Raw genomic sequence first — 19,441 nt, 5'->3', positions numbered from 1 at the left:
GGCAGCTTAAAGAGTCCTGGTCAACATCTCTTCCGCATGGGCCAGTGACTGCGGGCTGGGTTGCCCTCCGAGCATGCGTGCGATCTCTTCGCGGCGCTCGCCGTTTTTCAATTCACGCAGGGCCACAAACGCCTGCTCCCCATCACTGTGCTTCTCCACCAGATATTGGCGGTGGGCTCTCGCGGCCACCTGAGCCAGGTGGGTGACGCAGATCACTTGGCCGCTACAGCCATTGCGGGTCTCTCCCAGCTGTCGCAGCAGGCGACCTACCACGTCTCCAGTGGCGCCGCCGATACCGACGTCCACTTCATCAAAGACCAGGGTTGGGGTGCGTGAAGTCTGTGCCGTGACCACCTGTACGGCGAGGCTTACCCGAGAAAGCTCACCGCCGGAGGCGATCCTGCCCAGTGGGCGCGGTGGCTGGCCGGGGTTGGTGGAAATTAAAATTTCCACTTCCTCCAGGCCGTGGCTGCAAGGCTTGTCGAGAGCTTGTAAGGCAAGTTTGACCTTGGCGTGCGGCATGGCCAAATCCACCAGTTGCCGATTGACAGATTCGGCGAGTGTGATCGCTGCCCCACGCCGTAGCTCGCTTAATTTTGCTGCGACTGCCCGAAACTCTTTTTCCAGTTTGCTGCAGGTTTCGGCGAGGCGCTCCAAGGTATCTTCGGTGCCGATATCTTCCAGTTCCTCTTGCAGCTGTCGCTGCAGGGCCGGTAGCTCACTGGGTTGTACACGGTGTCTGCGCGCCGCTTGGTAAATAGCGCTGAGGCGCTCCTCAACTTCACTGAGCCGCTCAGGGTCCATCTCGAAGCGATCGATATGTCGCGACAAAGTACCGGCCGCTTCGTCGATCTGGATTCGCGCACTATCGAGCATCTGCGCTACCTCGACCAGGGCCGGCGCCTGTTCGGGCATAGCGGAAAGCAGTTGCAGGGCGCGGTGCAGTTGTTCGGCGATATCGCCCTCACCGCCGGACAGCAGCGCGGCCAGCTGATAGCTGCCGTTAAGAATATCGCCGGCATTGGCCAGCTGACGCTGCTCGCTCTCCAGGGCCTCTATCTCACCTTCGCTCAAATCCAGTTGTTCCAGCTCGCGCAGTTGGTACTGCAGTAGGTTGCGGCGCGCCTCGGCCTCCTCAACGCTGTCGGCCAGATTGCGGTAGCGGCGGTATTGGTCCTGCCAGGTCTTGTAGCGGCTGCGGGTTTCGGCAGCCAGTTCCTGGGCTTGGGCGTACTCATCGAGCAGGCGGCGGTGGGTTTCCTTCTTCAGCAGGGACTGGTGCTCGTGCTGGCTGTGGATATCAATCAGTTGCTCACCCAGGGCGCGCTGCTGCAGCAGCGTCACCGGCTGCCCGTTGATATAGGCCCGTGAGCGGCCATCGGCGCCGATGGTGCGGCGCAGTATCACTTCCTGCCCGCTATCTAGCTCCTGGGATTTAAGCCAATCGCTGGCGTTGGGGTAGCCGGAGATATCGAAGGTAGCGCTGATATCGGCGCGGTTGGCTCCAGCACGTACCAGTTCGGCACTGCCGCGACCACCCAGTGCGAGTCCGAGTGCATCTAGGGTGATGGATTTGCCCGCGCCGGTCTCGCCGGTGAGGGTGCTGGTACCTGGGCCGAACTCCAACTCCAGTTGGTCCACCAGGGTGAATTGGCTGATAGACAGGTGCAGCAACATATAGAGATCGCTTCTGTGTCCTTTCTTATGGGCGGGTCTGAATACCCAATCAGTGGTTATTTATACAGTATTCCTTTCTGGTTAGCTATAGCGTCAAGCGCAGATTCTCCAGCTATTGCGTGCTAGCGCAAAAAACCACTTGAACTGTGCGGGGATGGCCCCATATAGCCCCCAGAGCCCGCAGGACGGGCCCAACTCATTACTGACAGAGTCGACGCGACGGAGAAAGCAGTGGCCAGAGAGCGCAGCGAAGAAGATCAGATTACAGAGGGGGTGCAGCCGGAAGCACTGGCTGATGAGCACCTGACAGCGACAGACGAGGCGGCTTCCGCGGAGATTGAAGATCCCACCGCGACCGAGCGCGAGCAGGCTGAGCAAGCATTGCACGAAGAAGCCGAGAGTGCCGATGCGCTGCACGATGAAATTATCAAGCTGCAAGAGCAGTTAGTGGTGCAGAAAGACCTCGCTCTGCGCGCCCAGGCTGAGGAGCAGAATGCCCGTCGTCGCGCCCAGCAGGATGTGGATCGCGCACGCAAATTTGCAGTGGAAAAACTGCTGCAGGATTTGTTGCCGGTTGTGGACAACCTGGAGCGCGCCCTCGCCACCATTGATAGCGCTGATGAAAGCAATAAAGCATTGGTGGAAGGTATCGAGCTTACTCATAAATCTTTCGTCGACACCCTGACGAAAAATTCTGTGGAAGTTGTCGATCCAGCGGGAGAGCCCTTCGACCCAGAGTTGCACCAGGCCATGACCCAGGTGCCGAATGGGGAGGTGGAGCCGAACACGGTTCTAGAGGTATTTCAAAAAGGCTATCGCCTCAATGGTCGCCTGGTTCGCCCGGCCATGGTTGTGGTTAGTAAGGCCCCGTAACGGCAAATGCGTGAAACGGCCTTGAATTTCGCTGGCCGGCACCAATATAGCTGACATCAAGAATTATTCGCGCGCTGCATACAGAACAGAGCTGGCAGCGCGTAACAAATGAGGATTTTACAGATGGGAAAAATTATCGGCATCGACCTGGGTACCACCAACAGCTGTGTGGCGGTACTGGATGGTGACAAAGCGCGTGTAATCGAGAACGCCGAAGGCGATCGTACTACACCTTCTATTGTTGCCTTCACTGACGACAACGAAATCCTGGTAGGTCAGTCTGCCAAGCGTCAGGCGGTGACCAATCCCCAGAATACTCTCTTTGCGGTTAAGCGTTTAATCGGCCGTAAATTCAAAGACGACGTTGTACAGAAAGATATCAAGATGGTGCCTTACACCATCACTGAAGCCGACAACGGCGACGCATGGGTAGAAGTGAAAGGCGATAAAAAAGCTCCGCCGCAGATCTCTGCCGAAGTTCTGAAGAAAATGAAAAAGACAGCAGAAGACTTCCTCGGCGAGAAAGTTGACGCTGCAGTAATTACTGTACCGGCTTACTTTAACGACTCCCAGCGCCAGGCCACCAAAGACGCCGGCCGTATCGCGGGCCTGGACGTTAAACGTATTATCAACGAGCCGACTGCTGCTGCTCTGGCCTACGGCCTGGACAAGCAGGGCGGTGACCGCACTGTAGCGGTATACGACCTGGGTGGTGGTACCTTCGATATCTCCATTATCGAAATTGCCGACGTAGATGGTGAGAAGCAGTTCGAAGTACTGTCCACCAACGGTGACACTTTCCTCGGCGGTGAGGACTTCGACCTGCGTCTGATCGAATATCTCGCAGACGAGTTCAAGAAAGACCAAGGCATCGACCTGAAAGGCGATCCCCTGGCGATGCAGCGCCTGAAAGAAGCTGCAGAAAAAGCCAAGATCGAGCTGTCCTCCAGCCAGCAGACTGAAGTCAACCTGCCGTATATCACTGCAGATGCCACCGGTCCCAAGCACTTGGTGGTTAAGCTGACCCGCGCCAAGCTGGAAAGCCTGGTAGAAGATCTGGTTACCCGTTCCCTGGAGCCGGTAAAAATTGCTCTGCAAGATGCCGACCTGTCCGCTTCTGGCGTAGACGAAGTGATCCTGGTTGGTGGTCAGACCCGCATGCCGCTGGTACAGCAGAAAGTTACCGAGTTCTTCGGTAAAGAGCCGCGCAAAGACGTTAACCCAGACGAAGCCGTTGCCATGGGTGCCGCTATCCAGGGCGCTGTTCTGTCCGGAGACGTTAAAGACGTACTGCTGCTGGACGTAACCCCGCTGACCCTGGGTATCGAAACCATGGGTGGCGTTGCAACTCCGCTGATCGACAAAAACACTACTATCCCCACCAAGAAGTCCCAGGTGTTCTCTACTGCGGAAGATAACCAGACTGCGGTAACCATTCACGTGGTTCAGGGTGAGCGCAAGCAGGCTTCCCAGAACAAATCCCTGGGTCGTTTTGACCTGGCCGATATCCCGCCGTCTCCCCGCGGAGTGCCGCAGATCGAAGTGACTTTCGATATCGATGCCAACGGTATCCTGCACGTACACGCGAAAGACAAGGCGACTGGTAAAGAGCAGTCCATCGTGATCAAGGCTTCCTCCGGTCTGTCCGAGGACGAGATCGATAAGATGGTTCAAGACGCAGAGGCGAATGCCGAAGCGGATAAGCAGTTCGAGGAGCTGGTGCAAACCCGTAATACCCTCGACGGCCTGATCTCTGCCACCAAGAAGACCCTGGAAGAAGCTGGCGACAAAGCCACCGCTGAAGAGAAGTCTGCAATCGAAGCGGCTATCAAAGAAGCGGAAGAAGCGGTGAAAGGCAACGACAAGGCGGCTATGGAAGCTGCCACCACCAAGCTGACCGAAGCTTCCGGCCCGGTTGCACAGAAGATGTACGCCGAGCAGGCCCAGGCCGCAGGCGCTGAAGGTGCCGCTGGTGCAGGCGCTCAACAGGGCGAGCAGCAGCAATCTTCCGCTGGCGACGATGCGGTAGATGCAGAGTTCGAAGAAGTAAAGGACGACAAGAAAGAAGGTAAGTAAGCGTTCGCTTGCATTTCCGGTGGCAGCTTTTAAAGTGGCCGCCGGAGAACTTCAGGGGCGCGGCGCCTTCTTTTTAGGCCCCGCGCCCTGTGTTGTTTCAGGTATCCATCAAAGTTTGTACAGAGTTCGCAGTTTGGTGGTGCTCCGCAATGCGGGGCTTGGTTAGAAACCGAGAAGTAGAAAGAGTTTGGCCGTTCTTGATGCCGGACCAGAGAACATAGTTTTATGTCGAAACGCGATTATTACGAAGTCCTCGGCGTCGAGCGCGGCGCTTCGGATGCAGAGCTGAAGAAAGCCTACCGCCGGGTGGCGATGAAGTTTCACCCGGACCGCAATCCCGATGATGCGGAAGCGGAAAATAAATTCAAGGAAGCCAACGAAGCTTACGAGATACTGTCCGATTCGCAGAAGCGCGCGGCTTATGATCAATTTGGTCACGCCGGTGTAGAGGGGCAGATGGGTGGCGGTGGCGCCGGCGGTTTCGGCGGTTTCTCCGATATCTTCGGCGATGTATTTGGCGATATCTTCGGTGGGGGCGGTGGCGGCCGTCGGGGTGGCCCGGCGCGCGGTTCAGACCTGCGTTACGACTTGGAACTGGACCTGGAAGACGCAGTGCGCGGTACCACGGTCAAGATCCGTGTGCCAACGCTCGCTTCCTGTAATACTTGCCACGGTTCAGGCGCCAAGCCAGGTTCCTCTCCGCAGACCTGTAGCACCTGTGGTGGCGCCGGTCAGGTACGTATGCAACAGGGCTTCTTCTCTGTTCAGCAAACCTGCCCCAACTGTCGCGGTCGCGGTACCACTATCTCCGATCCCTGTGGCAGCTGCCACGGTCGCGGTCGGGTTGAAGAGACCAAGACTCTGTCCGTTAAGGTTCCGCCTGGCGTAGATACTGGCGATCGTATCCGCCTGTCCGGAGAGGGTGAAGCGGGCCCCGATGGCGGCCCCGCTGGTGATTTATATGTACAGGTGGTGGTGAAGGAGCACGAGCTGTTTCAGCGCGATGGCAAGAACTTGTATTGCGAAGTGCCCATCAGTTTTGCTGCCGCAGCACTGGGGGGCGAACTGGAAGTGCCGACCCTTGATGGTAAGGTGAAGCTAAAGATTCCCGCAGAGAGTCAAACTGGCAAGCTGTTCCGCCTGCGTGGTAAAGGTGTCACTCCGGTGCGCGGTGGCGCTACCGGCGATTTGTTGTGTCGGGTTGTCGTGGAAACACCGGTAAACCTTTCTGGTAAACAGAAAGAGTTACTGCAGGAATTTGCCAATACCCTGAGCGAAAAGAAAAATGCACCTCGCCAGACCGGTTGGTTTGAAGGAGTGAAAAACTTCTTTGGGGATATGAAGCTTTAACGCTAAGCGAGCATCCCCAATCGCTATTCGACCATCGGTAATTTAGGGCTTATATAGTTGCTTAACGGATGAGCTCTTTTAAAAGTTAAAAGCAGGAAGAATAGCGAAAACTGGCCCGGTATCTCTGCCGGGTTAGTTGCCCTGGGCAGAACGGGCCCTCAGACGGGCAGCCAGTGCCATCAATAATTCGTGTTGAATCTTACCTAACTCCCTCATCTGTTGTTTTTTTAGTATCCCTTCCAGTTCTTTGTTTGCCTGCGCGCTAATCGCGGCCAATTGCGCACCGATTTCCCCGCGCTGCTTAGGTGTCAAGGTCAGTTTAGGGTTGTCCAAAACGCCATAGCGATCCAGTACGGCTTTTTTCTCTGCAAGGCTCTTTTGCAAGATGGGCAGTACTACTTTTTCCTGGCCAGGGGTGAGCTGCAGACGCAGCGTCACCCAATCTGTAATGTCGTCATATTTCTCCCAGAAGTCTGGGTTTGTAGTTTGCTGTTGTGCGGATACGGACGCACTGCCAAAGGCCAGGGTTAAAGAAATAACCACCACCAATAAATGTGGCAGGTGGTTTGATCGAATCATTAGTCGCATGTTGGCGCTCCATTTACCCCTCTGGCTTAAGCCTAGCATCGTGATTTGTCATTGCTTTCACTCAACTTCAGTTAGTTGGTAATAAAAATATGTTTTGTTATTTCCTCTATGGCTGGAAGTTTTATGGTCAGTTTGGTCCCCAAAAATGATCACTTTTTAAGACTGAGTTTTTGTAGCTGCTTTCTGGTAGGGCGAGGTAAGATTCGCAGCAATATTGGGCGTAGACAGGAGTGTTGTTGTGGCAGTAAAAGTAGCGATCACCGGGTTTGGCGGGCGTATGGGAAGGGCCTTGGCGGAGGCACTGCTTCTAAGTGATGAGGCTGAGCTCAGCGCGGCAGTTGTACGGCCGGGCTCCAGCTTAGTGGGGGCCGATGCCGGTGAAGTTGCGGGCCTCGGGCGCAACGGTATCGTCATTGTCGATAGTCTGGATAAAGCCGACTTCGATGTACTGATTGACTTTACCGCACCACAGGGAACTGTGGATAACTCTGCCTATTGTGCAGCCAACGGACGCCCCATTGTTATTGGCACTACCGGTTTTGACTCTGAGCAGAAAAATCAGGTGCTGGCTAATGCGGGTAAGGTACCGTTGTGCCTGGCCAGTAACTTTTCTACCGGTGTAAATCTGTGCTTCAAGTTATTGGAGACCGCTGCACGGGTAATGGGTGAAGATGCCGATATAGAAATTGTTGAAGCACATCACCGCCACAAAGTGGATGCGCCTTCTGGCACTGCGTTAAGCATGGGAGAAGTCGTCGCCGAGACCCTGGGGCGGGATCTGGAGAAAGTGGCGATTTATGGACGCGAGGGCCAGACAGGTGCCCGTGAACGCGACACCATCGGTTTTGCCACTGTGCGCGGCGGCGATGTGGTCGGTGAGCACTCTGTACTGTTCCTGGCCGAAGGGGAGCGCGTAGAAATCAGTCACCGCGCCAGCAGTCGTCTCTCTTTTGCCCGCGGTGCGGTACGCGCAGCGATATGGTTGATGGGAAATAAGCAATCGGTGCGTGCGCCGGGCCACTACGATATGCGCGATGTGCTGGGATTAAATTAATTGAATCACGTAAAAAAATCGGTAAAGGGACGGCCTTTATTCAATAGTTCTTAGGCAGTAATTATACGGTTGATCGATAGGCGAGCCTTATTTTTATAGTGAAAGTCAATACTTCGGGTTTTTGACTCTTTAGGTAAATCAAAAACTTTTTTGAGGATTTTTTGTTTGGAAAAAAAGCTGATTGTCGGCAGTGAAGAATGGTGTGCGTTTCCCGGTCTGGGTATCCCCGCAGTTAAGGCCCGGGTGGACTCCGGGGCTAAGACTTCTTGCCTGCACGCATATAATATTCAGACGTTTAAACGGGATGGTGAGCCCTGGGTAAGCTTTGAAGCGCATCCATTGCAGCACCAGCGTCGGCCGACCGTGCGCTGTGAGGCTCGAATTCTCGACAAGCGCCTTGTACGCAGCTCCTCTGGTGAGTCGGAGCGGCGCCCGGTAATTCGTACTGCGCTTTCTGTTGGTGGCAGCGTCTGGGATATCGAATTGACCCTGACCAACCGTGACAGTATGGGCTATCGCATGTTGTTGGGACGCGAGGCCATGCTCGGCCGCATGATGGTGGACCCCTCGGAGAGCTTCTGTCTGGGTGAACTGCCAAAAAGTCAGCTGGATGAATTTTATCGGGACGAGCACCATATCGCCGGCACCGGCTTGCGCATAGGCTTGTTGGCATCGAATCCGGATCTCTATAGCAACCGCCGCATTATGGAAGCCGGTGCCGAGCGCGGCCACCGGATGACCTTCCTGGATGTTCGCCAGTGTTATATGAAGCTCGATGCGGATGAGCCCGAAGTACATTATCGCGACGGCAGAATTCTCAACAATCTGGATGCCATTATCCCCCGTATTCGCCCGAGTCAGACTTTTTACGGCTGCGCCCTCACTCGCCACTTTGAGAGTCTGGATGTGTTTGCCCTGAATGGCTCTGCCGCGATCAGCCAATCGAGGGATAAGCTATTTTCCCTGCAGTTGTTACAGCAGAGTGGTTTGAGTATTCCCACTTCAGGCTTTGCCAACTCGCCGGTAGATACCAACGAGTTGATTGACATGGTGGGTGGGGCGCCGCTGATTGTGAAGTTGTTGGAGGGAACTCAGGGGCGCGGAGTGGTGTTGGCGGAAACTCGCAAAGCCGGCGAATCGGTGATTAATGCGTTCAAGTCACTTAAAGCCAATTTGCTGGTGCAGGAGTTTATCCGTGAGGCCCAGGGCAAGGACCTGCGCCTGTTTGTGATTGATGGCCGCGTGGTGGCCTCGATCCAGCGAGAGGCGGCACCGGGAGAGTTTCGCGCCAATATTCACCAGGGCGGCACCGCTTCGGTGGTTAAAGTCACAGCAGATGAAAAGCGCATAGCCATTAAAGCGGCTAAAGCGCTCGGGTTGAAAGTGGCTGGTGTGGATATTATTCGTTCGCGTAAAGGGCCGTTATTACTTGAGGTGAACTCCTCCCCCGGTCTCGAGGGTATTGAGAGTGCCACGCGCAAGGATGTGGCCGGTGCGATGATTATGTCGATCGAGAAGGCGCTCAAATGGCGTCCCGTAACAAAAACCCAGGATGGAAGTGCCGACTTGGATAACCGTGTACCCGAGTAATCGACGGTGAACGGGGCGCCGACGGTGCAAAGCTCGGTGGGCTAACCTTCAAAGGTGGCCGGGCTTTTCGCTGGCGCGCCGTTCGAGCCTCGGCAGTGGTTGATTGCCCAGGTATCCGCCGATAGACACTTTCTGCCGGAACCGCGCCTTCCGCCGGCAGAAGGTGTGAACTCCAGGGTATCAATGACCGTGAAGACACTCTTTGCCAGACTTTCTATCACTCGCCCATTCCTGACGATTTCCCTGATATTGGGCCTGTTGCTTGCTCCCTTGGTACAGGCCGCAGTACACCTTTCGGATACCCCCCTGGGGCGGCGTGTCATGGTGGATTACATCGTGCACTTCGCCTACAACCTGCAGTGGCCGGTCAACGCTTTTGATAATTACAGTGCTCCCTTTAAGGTGTGTTTGATGGGAGGGGATTCCCTCGGTGAGCAGCTGGCTCTGCGCTTCAAGAATCAGCGTATTGATGGGCGCCGGGTGGCGCTGGAGAAAATTGGCTTCAAAGATATGCTGCGCGCGCGCAAGTGCCAGATCGTGATTCTTGGCTCTATGGATCGCTCCAGTCTGCTCAAGACGCTAGTCACAGTGGAGTTCTTCCCTGTCTTAACCGTGAGCGATGCCGATCGCTTTGCCGCAACCGGCGGCATGATTGAATTTGCCGATAAAGGTGGCGAAGTGGCGCTGCGTATGAACAAGACCATGTTGGAGAAGGCCGAGCTGAAAATGGGCAATAGTCTCTTTCGTCTCGGGCAGAAGCTGGAGTAGAGAGGAATTTTTCGTCAGGTTTGGCGTATTTTTGCACTAGCGTCCAGAGGTGAATTCGCGTAGAATCTGCGCCCGATTTGGGCCGGTGCCGCGAAGCTGAATCGCGCAGCGTGAGCCTACTAAAAAGCTGGCGGCAACCGTCGGCCACTTTGTGAGAATCACGCGTGAACAGATTTTTAAAGCGAGATGAAGCTGCGATGTTTCATCTCGCTTTTTTATGCGCGCACCAGTCAGGAGCCCGCGTGCTCCGAAGCCCGCAAACCCCGCCCGGAAGCAGTTCTGAAGATTGGAGTTCAATTTGACTAAAGCTGTCCCTACGTCGGAGGCTTTCATGCCCCACAACTTTATGCAGAGTACAACTCCCGCGCTGCTGGTGCTCGCAGATGGTAGTGTCTTTGAAGGACGCGCAATCGGTGCCCATGGCAGTTCTGTTGGCGAGGTCGTGTTCAACACATCCATGACCGGCTACCAGGAGATCCTCACCGATCCCTCTTACGCCCGCCAGATTGTGACTCTGACCTACCCGCACATCGGCAACACTGGCACCAACCAGGAAGACGAAGAGTGCGCTGATATCTGGGCTGCCGGCCTGGTAATCCGCGACCTGCCGCTGCTGGCCAGCAGCTTCCGCAACGAGCAGTCCCTGGAGGACTACCTGCGCGAGCGCAATATCGTTGGTATCGCCGATATCGACACTCGTCGCCTGACCCGCCTGCTGCGCGACAAGGGCGCACAGAGCGGTTGCATCGTTGCCGGTGACAATATTGACCGCGAAGAAGCCCTGGCCAAGGCCAAGGAATTTGCCGGTCTGAAAGGGATGGACCTGGCCAAGGTAGTGAGCACCAAGGAAGCCTACCCCTTTAGCGAAGGTACCTGGGAACTGGGCGAAGGCCACAAGGCCGCGCCGGAACAGCCCTTCAAAGTAGTGGCTTACGACTTCGGTGTGAAGCGCAATATCCTGCGTATGCTGGTGGATCGCGGCTGTGACATCACCGTAGTACCGGCGGAGACCCCGGCTTCCGAAGTACTGGCGATGAATCCCAACGGTGTATTCCTGTCCAATGGCCCCGGTGACCCCGAGCCCTGTGAATACGCGATCACCGCTATTCGCGAAATCCTGGACGCTGGCATCCCCACCTACGGTATCTGCCTGGGCCACCAGTTGTTGGGCCTGGCGGTGGGCGGTAAAACTGCCAAGATGAAGTTCGGTCACCACGGTGGTAACCACCCGGTACAAGACCTGAACAGCACCAAGGTGATGATCACCGCGCAGAACCACGGTTTCGAAGTGGACGCCGACAGCCTGCCGGACAATGTGGAAGTTACCCACAAGTCCCTGTTCGACGGCACCTTGCAGGGTATTCACCTGAAGGACAAGCCGGCCTTCAGCTTCCAGGGACACCCGGAAGCGAGCCCGGGCCCACACGATGTGGCGCCGTTGTTCGACCACTTTATCGATTTGATGAAAGAGCGCGCCTAAGGGCGTAGCCGCCCAGGGTAGGGCAATTAACCGCCGCTTTTGCGGCGGTTTTAACAAGAAACGAATGAAATTTAGCGCAGCCGGCCTTTGCCGGTAGTAGAACGGAAGAAAGATGCCAAAACGCACAGATATCCAAAGCATTCTGATTATCGGCGCAGGCCCCATCGTGATCGGCCAGGCGTGCGAATTTGACTACTCCGGCGCCCAGGCCTGTAAGGCGCTGCGCGAAGAGGGTTACCGGGTGATCCTGGTGAACTCCAACCCGGCCACCATCATGACCGACCCGGCCATGGCCGATGCCACTTACATCGAGCCGGTGGAGTGGCGCACCGTTGCCAAGATTATTGAGCAGGAGCGCCCCGACGCCATCCTGCCCACCATGGGTGGCCAGACAGCACTGAACTGCGCCTTGGACCTGGATAAGCACGGTGTCCTGAAGGAATTCAATGTCGAGCTGATCGGTGCGGATAAAGACGCTATCGAGAAAGCGGAAGACCGCGACCTGTTCGACAAGGCGATGAAAGCTATCGGCCTGGAAACTCCGCGCGCCAAGATCGTCCACTCCATGGAAGAGGCGAAGAAAGTACCGGAAGAGTTCGGCTTCCCGGTAATTATCCGTCCGTCCTTCACCATGGGTGGTTCCGGTGGTGGTGTGGCCTACAACTGGCCGGAGTTTGAAGAGATCTGTAAGCGCGGTCTCGACCTCTCCCCCACCAACGAACTATTGATCGACGAATCCCTGCTCGGCTGGAAAGAGTACGAGATGGAAGTGGTTCGCGATAAGAACGACAACTGCATCATCGTATGTTCCATCGAGAACTTCGACCCGATGGGCGTACACACCGGTGACTCTATCACCGTGGCCCCGGCGCAGACGCTGACCGATAAGGAATATCAGCTGATGCGTAACGCCTCCATCGCGGTACTGCGCGAGATTGGCGTTGAAACCGGCGGCTCCAACGTACAGTTCGGCGTTTGTCCGAAGACTGGCCGCGTGGTTGTGATCGAGATGAACCCACGCGTATCCCGCTCCTCCGCACTGGCCTCCAAGGCCACCGGATTCCCGATCGCCAAGGTCGCGGCCAAGCTGGCAGTGGGTTACACCCTGGACGAGTTGCAGAACGATATCACTGGCGGTGCTACCCCGGCGTCCTTCGAGCCGTCTATCGATTACGTTGTCACCAAGATCCCGCGCTTCACCTTTGAGAAATTCGGTGAAGCCGATGCACGCCTGACCACCCAGATGAAGTCTGTGGGTGAAGTGATGGCAATCGGCCGTACCTTCCAGGAGTCCATGCAGAAAGCCCTGCGCGGTCTGGAAGTGGGCAGCTTCGGCCTGGAAAGCAAGATTGACCCGAGCAAAGACGGCGCTGAGACCCGCCTGCGCAGCGAACTCTCCGTTCCGGGTGCCGAGCGCATCTGGTATGTGGGCGACGCCTTCCGTATGGGCATGAGCGTCGGCGAAGTTTACGACCTGTCCGGTATCGACCCCTGGTTCCTGGTGCAGATCGAAGAACTGATCAAAATCGAAGAGCCGCTTAAGTCACTGCCTACCTCGGCACTGACCACTGAGCACATGCGCTTCCTAAAGCGCAAAGGCTTCTCCGACCGCCGCCTGGCGGATCTGCTGGGGGTAAGCCAGAAGACTGTGCGCGAGTTCCGCCACAAGCTGGGTGTATTCCCGTCTTACAAGCGCGTGGATACCTGTGCTGCTGAGTTCAGTACCTCCACTGCGTACATGTACTCCACCTACGATGAGGAGTGCGAAGCGCAGCCGTCCGACAAAAAGAAAATCATGGTACTCGGCGGTGGCCCCAACCGTATCGGCCAGGGCATCGAGTTCGACTACTGCTGTGTACACGCCGCCCTGGCGATGCGCGAAGACGGTTACGAGACCATTATGGTCAACTGTAACCCGGAGACTGTTTCCACCGACTACGACACTTCCGATCGCCTCTACTTCGAGCCGGTAACCCTGGAAGATGTGCTGGAAATTGTTGCCAAAGAGAAGCCGGAAGGCGTGATCGTACAGTTCGGTGGTCAGACTCCGCTGAACCTGGCGCGCTACCTGGCCAACGAAGGTGTGCCGATTATCGGTACCACACCAGAGCAGATTGACCGCGCTGAAGACCGCGAGCGCTTCCAGCAGATGATTATGCGTCTCGGCCTCAAGCAGCCGAAGAACGCCATTGTGCGCTCTGTATCCGAAGCCATTCAGGCGGCGAAAGACGTGGGCTACCCGCTGGTTGTGCGCCCGTCTTACGTACTGGGCGGCCGCGCCATGGAGATCGTCTACAAAGAAGACGAGCTGCTCACTTATATGAAAGAAGCGGTGCAGGTTTCCGACGAAGCGCCGGTACTACTGGATCACTTCCTCAACGCCGCCATTGAGGTGGATATCGATGCGGTATCCGATGGCAAGGACGTTGTGATTGGCGCCATCATGCAGCACATTGAACAGTGTGGTGTTCACTCCGGTGACTCCGCTTGCTCCCTGCCGCCTTACAGCCTGCCGGCGGATGTGCAGGACCGTATGCGCGAAGAAGTGAAGGCCATGGCTCGCGAGCTGGGCGTAGTCGGCCTGATGAACACCCAGCTGGCCTACCAGGACGGCGAGATCTACGTGATTGAGGTGAACCCGCGCGCTTCCCGTACCGTACCTTTCGTCTCCAAGTGTATCGGCACTTCACTGGCAAAAGTGGCCGCGCGCTGTCAGGCGGGTATCAGCCTGCAGGAGCAGGGCTTTACCGAAGAGATCGTACCGGACTACTACTCCGTTAAAGAGTCTGTATTCCCGTTCAACAAGTTCCCGAAAGTGGACCCGATTCTCGGCCCCGAGATGAAATCCACCGGCGAAGTGATGGGCGTAGGCGCTACCTTCGCAGAGGCCTTCGACAAGGGCCTGGTTGCCGCTGGCGACCGCCTGCCGGAGTCCGGACGCGCATTTATCTCTGTGCGTGACTTCGACAAGGCCGACGCAGTGGGCGTAGCTCGCGATCTGGTGGAGCTTGGCTTCGAAGTCATTGCCAGCCGCGGCACCGCCAAGGTCTTGCAAGAAAACGATATTCCCGTTACAACCGTCAACAAGATGAGTGAAGGTCGCCCGCATATCGTCGATATGATTAAGAACGACGAGATTGCACTGGTGGTGAATACCACCGAAGGGCGCCAGGCGATTCGCGACTCTGCGGATATCCGTCGCAGTGCCGAGAACCACCAGGTGTGTTACACCACCACCCTGGCAGCGGCCCAGGCCATGGCGATGGCCATGCGTCAGGAGCAGCCGCTACAGGTTCGCCGCCTGCAAGACCTTCACCAGCGTGTGGTAAAGCTGTCTTAATCATCTAAAAACAATCCGTCATTTCCGACCGGGCCTTGTGGCAACACAGGGCCCGGTTGCGTAGTAACAATAATGGAGGTCCCACAGTGAACCGGGTACCAATGACCGTTGAAGGCGCGGAAGCGCTGCGTTCAGAACTGGATAATCTGAAAAAAGTCGAGCGCCCTGCGGTGGTAGAGGCCATTGCCGAAGCACGCGAACACGGTGATTTGAAGGAGAACGCCGAATACCATGCGGCGCGGGAAAAGCAGGGCTTTATTGAGGGTCGTATTCAAGAGATTGAAGCCAAGTTGTCTCACGCTCAAGTGATCGATGTGAAGTCGATTGAGCCCAGCGATAAGGTAATTTTTGGCACCACGGTAACGATTATTCACCTGGATGACGATGCTGAAGTGACTTATAAAATCGTGGGTGACGATGAAGCGGATGTGAAGAAACAAAAAATCTCAGTGAACTCGCCGATTGCCCGCGCACTGATTGGTAAAGAAGTGGGAGAAGTCGTTGTTGTGCATACGCCTTCCGGCACGGTGGAATATGAAATCGATACTGTAGAGCATCTATAAAAAGATCTCTTAGTAAGAAAAAGGGCGGCCAGAGGCCGCCTTTTTTCTTGGGGGCAGGAGCAGCTTTACTGGTGAACGAAACTGTTGTTACTGTCGCCATGTTGGTGAACTTTGGCGGTTTCATTGTAGCCAAATTGGGCTACTAAGCTGTTGTTATGTGAACCAATCTGAGTGACCTCTGCATAGTGGTTTTCGCCTATTTGGCCTATATAGACATCATTGCCATAGCCAACCTGCATAGTTTTTCCGAAGTGGTGGCTACCGGCTTGAGAAATATCTCCTTCGTTATACCAACCATCTTGGTACATATGAGCTTCATGGCCATAGCCGATTTGACGGGAATCAAGATCGTTGTGGCCACCTCCTGCCTGAATTAAGTGAGCTTTATGGCCTTCACCAACTTGAAGAGCATCAGCTCGATTCATTTCGCCAACCTGTGAGAGCATAGCTTCACTGCCGTAGCTGCCTACTTGAGTGACAGTAGCGTAGCCATAGTCGCCGTTTTGTAAAATAGTCGCCTGGTTATTAGCGCCAGACTGTTGATAAGTCCAGGCGGTATTCCCGTGGCCTTCCTGAGCATGGTAGGAGAAGCTATGGTGCTCATCAAACTGGAAAGTTAAGGAGCTATTGTCGATACCCAATTGCTCACTCATAGCGGTGTTGCCAGATCCCCCATTTTGAAAGGCATTGGCATAATTACTGTAGCCATCCTGATATTGAAGAACCGTGCTGTGGTGTTCATGGACCTGGATACTAACCGCCGTGTTGTGTGCCCCGTGTTGTTCCTGATCAGCCAGGTTATGATGGCTACCGGGGCCGGCTTGATCAATATAACCGAGTTGATCCATACCGTTTTGATCCTGGTAAGCGGTATTGTTATCGGCCATGGCTGCACCGCTGATTACAAAAGCAATAGCGGCAGCGATTGGGGTTAAAGTCTTCATGAGTATCTCCATTACTACTTGAAAAGAGCATCGCGTTGGGGTTCAGCATTTACCGGCTGAGCGGGAGCACAGCATAAGTCACCCGAGTATTTTGTAGTAAAGCGCTAGGCTATGTTTAGCGGCGAAACTATAAATTACTCAGATATACACTCGCTGTAAGTGCCTGTGCAAAAAGGTAGAATCGAAGGGAAATCAAAGATAGGAAATAGCTGGTTCATTCTGATTGGCATCCCTGTTACTGCTTAGGAGTCCATAAGTTCGTTCCGTCTTTATTATTGTTGCTTCAGTGTCTAAGAAAAGCCATAGGATAGAAGTTTGATTTACCTGGGAGATAAGTTTTAGCCAGGAAAAATGGTGAAAAAATCACAGTGAAGTCATTTTTAAAAAGGAATTTATACAGGGACTTGGGAATAAAATTTAGTTGGGAGGAGTAAATAATTAAAAATGCCAAAGATCGTTCCTGATCTTTGGCATTTGTAGGGGAGCAATGTTTACTGATGTACTATAGCTGTATTGCCGTAGCCGGTTTGAGTAATATTTGCGGATTCAGAGAATCCGCTCTGAATAACTGTAGCCGTATTCATGCCACCAGATTGATTGACCACAACTAAGTGGCCCCCACCCATGGCGCCACCTCCTGACTGCATAATCGTTGCCCGGTTCATGTAGCCATCTTGAGTCACAAACGCGCTGTTATACCAAGAGACTTGAACAATCGTGCTGTAGTTGCTTTCTCCCATTTGGACAATGTCGGCCTCGTTGTGCATATCGGCCTGGGTTATTTCGGCAGTGTGAGAAATACCTGATTGAGAGATACTGGCATAGTGTCCGGTGCCCTCTTGTCTAATTATGGCCTCGTGATAAGAACCATCTTGGAATATGTAAGCTTCAGCATTGAAGCTGGCATACTGCCCAATTAAAGCTCCATGAATATTACCAATTTGCTCAATAACGGAAATGTTGTCACTTCCCAAATGTTGATGAATTTCTGCTTCATTTCCTGCACCATTTTGGCGAATGGTTGCTTGGCTATTTTGAGTGGCAATTTGGTAGGTATTGGCACGGTTATCCATGCCAGTTTGGTAAATCAGGGCATTATTACCTGAGCCGCCCATTTGTAGGCTGTAAACGTCATTTAATTTTCCCTCTTGAACTTGGTGTATCAGGCTATCAATTACATTGGTCTGGATAGACTCTGCATTATTGAGGTTGCCGTTCTGAGAAATCTTTACGCTGTTGTCTATGGCACTATTATCGGATTGATCAATCAATACCTGATTGTTATTGCCACTTTGCTCTAATGACGTTGAATTCCCCGCTGCATATGTAAGTCCGCCATAAGACATCATTAATGCCAGCGAAAGAACTGGAAACTTCCTCACGTTCAACTCCTGTTTACTGCTGTGTCCATTTTGGTTCAGTGTATTTCTAGGCTAGCTATGTGTTCAGTATTTTGAAGGTAATAGCTTGCTGATTTAACTTTAGACTAGCTGGTATGGAATAAAGGCTGTTGGCGTTGGGTACTTTGGTTTGTGCTTATTAATTTAATGGAAGAGGGTGACAGGTTTAGTGTTTTCCTAAAAAAACAGAGTAAATGAGCTTGATGTCGCCTTTTAAGCTGATCCACCTGAGGTTAAATTTTAGTTTTTTATCTTATTCTATTTAGCAAGTATAAAGACATTGACGTCATCAATTTGAGAGAAGGATATGTTATTATCGTTGGTTCGTTGTACTGCAGAAATAAGGTTGGAACTACACAGTCTGTGTCGCATCAATTGTAGTACTGCTGTCGATTTGAGTTATAAGCGCCGTATCCATGTTACTACCGGACTGGGATATGGTTGACTGAATAATATTGCTAGATTGATCAGTTGCAGCATAATTATCTATGATCTGCTGGATGGTAACGGAGCGGTTGCAATTTTCTATTTTATTAACAGTCACAATGTTTTTCCCCAATTAATGTGTTGTCACTTACATTGTTGTTTCCAGGTTGAACAACGTGAGTTTGATTTTTACAGCGTTTTTGAATGGAGTAAGAGGTATTGATAGAACCTCCAACTTGATAGATTGATGCGCTTTTCGTAACGCAGTATTGGGTGACATCGAGAGTATTTAAATTACAGATAACCTGCACAGGGGTTAAGGTATTTCCGTCAAGAGCACCTCCTGTTTGAGCAATAGTTGCAAAACTTGAGTTGGTGTTCGTTTGATTTATCGTAGTTAACTGTGGCGCAAAGCCACTCTGAAAAATTTCAGCTGCTGAATTGTTGACAGATGTTTGGCTTGTGGCTGTTTCATACATATTGTCTATTTGGCTAATCACGCCAAAAGAATTGAGAGTATTATCCTGTAAGGACTATTCCTTATTCATATTGCCTGTCTGCCTATGACTGATAACGCTATTTTTGCTGTGATTTGTTTGTTGAGAAGAAGATTCATTAAAGCCATCATTCTGAGCGATGATAATGATATTGAAGTTAACTATTGGGTCTTTAAATGGAAAGGCTAGGTTCTCGTTATCATTTTGATTGAGAAAGACATTATTAGATGTCAGTACATCACTTGAAGCATAAGCTATTAATATTCCAGTTGTAATCGAAGCATGTTTCTTTATGGATTACTCCTTAGAGACATCAAGTCCAAGTTGTAGGAGGGGTGGCTTACAATATGGTTATAGAAATATAACGAAATTGTTGTCACTTATAATGAAGAATAAATTGTATTAGCATTAGCAAAAGATACATCTCTCGGCTTCAAGTAATAATTACAATTTCCTTATGATGCAAGCAGATTACCTTGCAGTCTCATAAAAAATTTATTCTATGATATTCTATCCCGAATCGCTCGGCATACCTTCGCAAGCCGGTAATAAATACATCCTGAGACTGATCAATGTGGGATACCTCTCCAAGAACTCTGCAATTGATTTCTGAGAGTGTCCGACCTTTCTCAGGCTGTAAATCTGGTATCGTTCGTTCTCACTCAGTTTGTAGTAGCTCACCAGCGTCTTTCTTTTGGTCGGGAGAGATGTCGACTCTATAAGCTGAGCTCTCCCTTACCAATTGCACTTATTATTCGAAACCAAGTGTATTTTAATATTCTATTGATTTAAGAATGGTTATTAGGCGGAAATAC

14 protein-coding genes and 2 pseudogenes are annotated in these 19,441 nt (G+C 53.0%); 10 read left to right on the top strand and 6 right to left on the bottom strand.

The genetic code is table 11. The annotated features are described in order from the left end of the window. Positions 1-6: 6 nt before the first annotated feature. Positions 7-1,677: a DNA repair protein RecN gene (recN, locus tag ACJJJA_RS19550; protein WP_444903116.1), complete on the bottom strand. Its 1,671-nt coding sequence runs from the start codon at positions 1,675-1,677 to the stop codon at positions 7-9. Positions 1,678-1,908: 231 nt separating this feature from the next. Here recN and grpE point away from each other — a divergent pair, with 231 nt between their 5' ends. From grpE to dnaJ, 3 genes are all read left to right on the top strand, one after another. After that, positions 1,909-2,550 carry a nucleotide exchange factor GrpE gene (gene grpE / locus ACJJJA_RS19545; protein ID WP_252083240.1) on the top strand — a complete coding sequence of 214 codons (642 nt, stop codon included), beginning with the start codon at positions 1,909-1,911 and terminating at the stop codon, positions 2,548-2,550. A gap of 123 nt (positions 2,551-2,673) precedes the next feature. Then, positions 2,674-4,626, top strand: coding sequence for a molecular chaperone DnaK (dnaK, locus tag ACJJJA_RS19540; RefSeq protein WP_252083239.1), 1,953 nt, complete (start codon positions 2,674-2,676; stop codon positions 4,624-4,626). Positions 4,627-4,851: 225 nt separating this feature from the next. Further along, positions 4,852-5,976 carry a molecular chaperone DnaJ gene (gene dnaJ / locus ACJJJA_RS19535; RefSeq protein WP_252083238.1) on the top strand — a complete coding sequence of 375 codons (1,125 nt, stop codon included), beginning with the start codon at positions 4,852-4,854 and terminating at the stop codon, positions 5,974-5,976. 132 nt (positions 5,977-6,108) lie between these two features. On the opposite strand, the gene ACJJJA_RS19530 is transcribed toward dnaJ, so the two are convergent. Next, positions 6,109-6,564 (bottom strand): hypothetical protein, encoded by a 456-nt coding sequence (locus ACJJJA_RS19530; protein ID WP_444903115.1) that lies wholly within the window; start codon positions 6,562-6,564, stop codon positions 6,109-6,111. A 238-nt stretch (positions 6,565-6,802) separates the two neighbouring features. Between ACJJJA_RS19530 and dapB the strand changes: the two genes are divergently transcribed. From dapB to greA, 7 genes and pseudogenes are all read left to right on the top strand, one after another. Then, positions 6,803-7,618 (top strand): 4-hydroxy-tetrahydrodipicolinate reductase, encoded by an 816-nt coding sequence (gene dapB / locus ACJJJA_RS19525; protein ID WP_444903114.1) that lies wholly within the window; start codon positions 6,803-6,805, stop codon positions 7,616-7,618. A 150-nt stretch (positions 7,619-7,768) separates the two neighbouring features. Beyond that, a pseudogene (locus ACJJJA_RS19520) lies at positions 7,769-8,185 on the top strand (ATP-dependent zinc protease family protein); the annotation flags it as partial. A gap of 84 nt (positions 8,186-8,269) precedes the next feature. Continuing rightward, positions 8,270-9,208: a 30S ribosomal protein S6--L-glutamate ligase gene (gene rimK, locus ACJJJA_RS19515; protein WP_444888945.1), complete on the top strand. Its 939-nt coding sequence runs from the start codon at positions 8,270-8,272 to the stop codon at positions 9,206-9,208. A gap of 54 nt (positions 9,209-9,262) precedes the next feature. After that, positions 9,263-9,976 carry a YfiR family protein gene (locus tag ACJJJA_RS19510; RefSeq protein WP_444887141.1) on the top strand — a complete coding sequence of 238 codons (714 nt, stop codon included), beginning with the start codon at positions 9,263-9,265 and terminating at the stop codon, positions 9,974-9,976. 331 nt (positions 9,977-10,307) lie between these two features. Beyond that, on the top strand, positions 10,308-11,456 hold the full coding sequence (carA, locus tag ACJJJA_RS19505; RefSeq protein ID WP_282931318.1) for a glutamine-hydrolyzing carbamoyl-phosphate synthase small subunit: 1,149 nt from the start codon (positions 10,308-10,310) through the stop codon (positions 11,454-11,456). Between the two features lie 112 nt (positions 11,457-11,568). Then, a complete protein-coding gene (gene carB, locus ACJJJA_RS19500) occupies positions 11,569-14,796 on the top strand; it encodes a carbamoyl-phosphate synthase large subunit (protein WP_444903113.1) in 3,228 nt (1,075 codons plus the stop codon). 86 nt (positions 14,797-14,882) lie between these two features. Next, a complete protein-coding gene (greA, locus tag ACJJJA_RS19495) occupies positions 14,883-15,359 on the top strand; it encodes a transcription elongation factor GreA (RefSeq protein WP_252083232.1) in 477 nt (158 codons plus the stop codon). Positions 15,360-15,424: 65 nt separating this feature from the next. On the opposite strand, the gene ACJJJA_RS19490 is transcribed toward greA, so the two are convergent. The 4 genes and pseudogenes from ACJJJA_RS19490 to ACJJJA_RS19475 form a co-directional block, all read right to left on the bottom strand. Continuing rightward, a complete protein-coding gene (locus ACJJJA_RS19490) occupies positions 15,425-16,303 on the bottom strand; it encodes a hypothetical protein (protein ID WP_444899885.1) in 879 nt (292 codons plus the stop codon). A 491-nt stretch (positions 16,304-16,794) separates the two neighbouring features. Continuing rightward, on the bottom strand, positions 16,795-17,685 hold the full coding sequence (locus ACJJJA_RS19485; protein ID WP_444903112.1) for a hypothetical protein: 891 nt from the start codon (positions 17,683-17,685) through the stop codon (positions 16,795-16,797). 551 nt (positions 17,686-18,236) lie between these two features. Further along, positions 18,237-18,608, bottom strand: coding sequence for a hypothetical protein (locus ACJJJA_RS19480; protein ID WP_444903111.1), 372 nt, complete (start codon positions 18,606-18,608; stop codon positions 18,237-18,239). A gap of 582 nt (positions 18,609-19,190) precedes the next feature. Further along, positions 19,191-19,307 (bottom strand): annotated as a pseudogene (locus tag ACJJJA_RS19475) (helix-turn-helix domain-containing protein); the annotation flags it as partial. Between the last annotated feature and the right edge of the window lie 134 nt (positions 19,308-19,441).

The sequence above is a fragment of the Microbulbifer mixtoriginis (SeqCode) genome (assembly GCF_052466865.1).
Note: the sequence above shows the minus strand (reverse complement) of the source record. Positions and strands in the feature narration are given on the sequence as shown.

What these genes read in the sequence shown, in the direction of transcription:
- recN (WP_444903116.1), bottom strand. Translation starts at nt 1,677, where the DNA reads ATGTTGCTGCACCTGTCTATCAGCCAATTCACCCTGGTGGACCAACTG.
- dnaK (WP_252083239.1), top strand. Translation starts at nt 2,674, where the DNA reads ATGGGAAAAATTATCGGCATCGACCTGGGTACCACCAACAGCTGTGTG.
- dnaJ (WP_252083238.1), top strand. Translation starts at nt 4,852, where the DNA reads ATGTCGAAACGCGATTATTACGAAGTCCTCGGCGTCGAGCGCGGCGCT.
- ACJJJA_RS19530 (WP_444903115.1), bottom strand. Translation starts at nt 6,564, where the DNA reads ATGCGACTAATGATTCGATCAAACCACCTGCCACATTTATTGGTGGTG.
- carA (WP_282931318.1), top strand. Translation starts at nt 10,308, where the DNA reads ATGCCCCACAACTTTATGCAGAGTACAACTCCCGCGCTGCTGGTGCTC.
- carB (WP_444903113.1), top strand. Translation starts at nt 11,569, where the DNA reads ATGCCAAAACGCACAGATATCCAAAGCATTCTGATTATCGGCGCAGGC.
- ACJJJA_RS19490 (WP_444899885.1), bottom strand. Translation starts at nt 16,303, where the DNA reads ATGAAGACTTTAACCCCAATCGCTGCCGCTATTGCTTTTGTAATCAGC.
- ACJJJA_RS19480 (WP_444903111.1), bottom strand. Translation starts at nt 18,608, where the DNA reads ATGTATGAAACAGCCACAAGCCAAACATCTGTCAACAATTCAGCAGCT.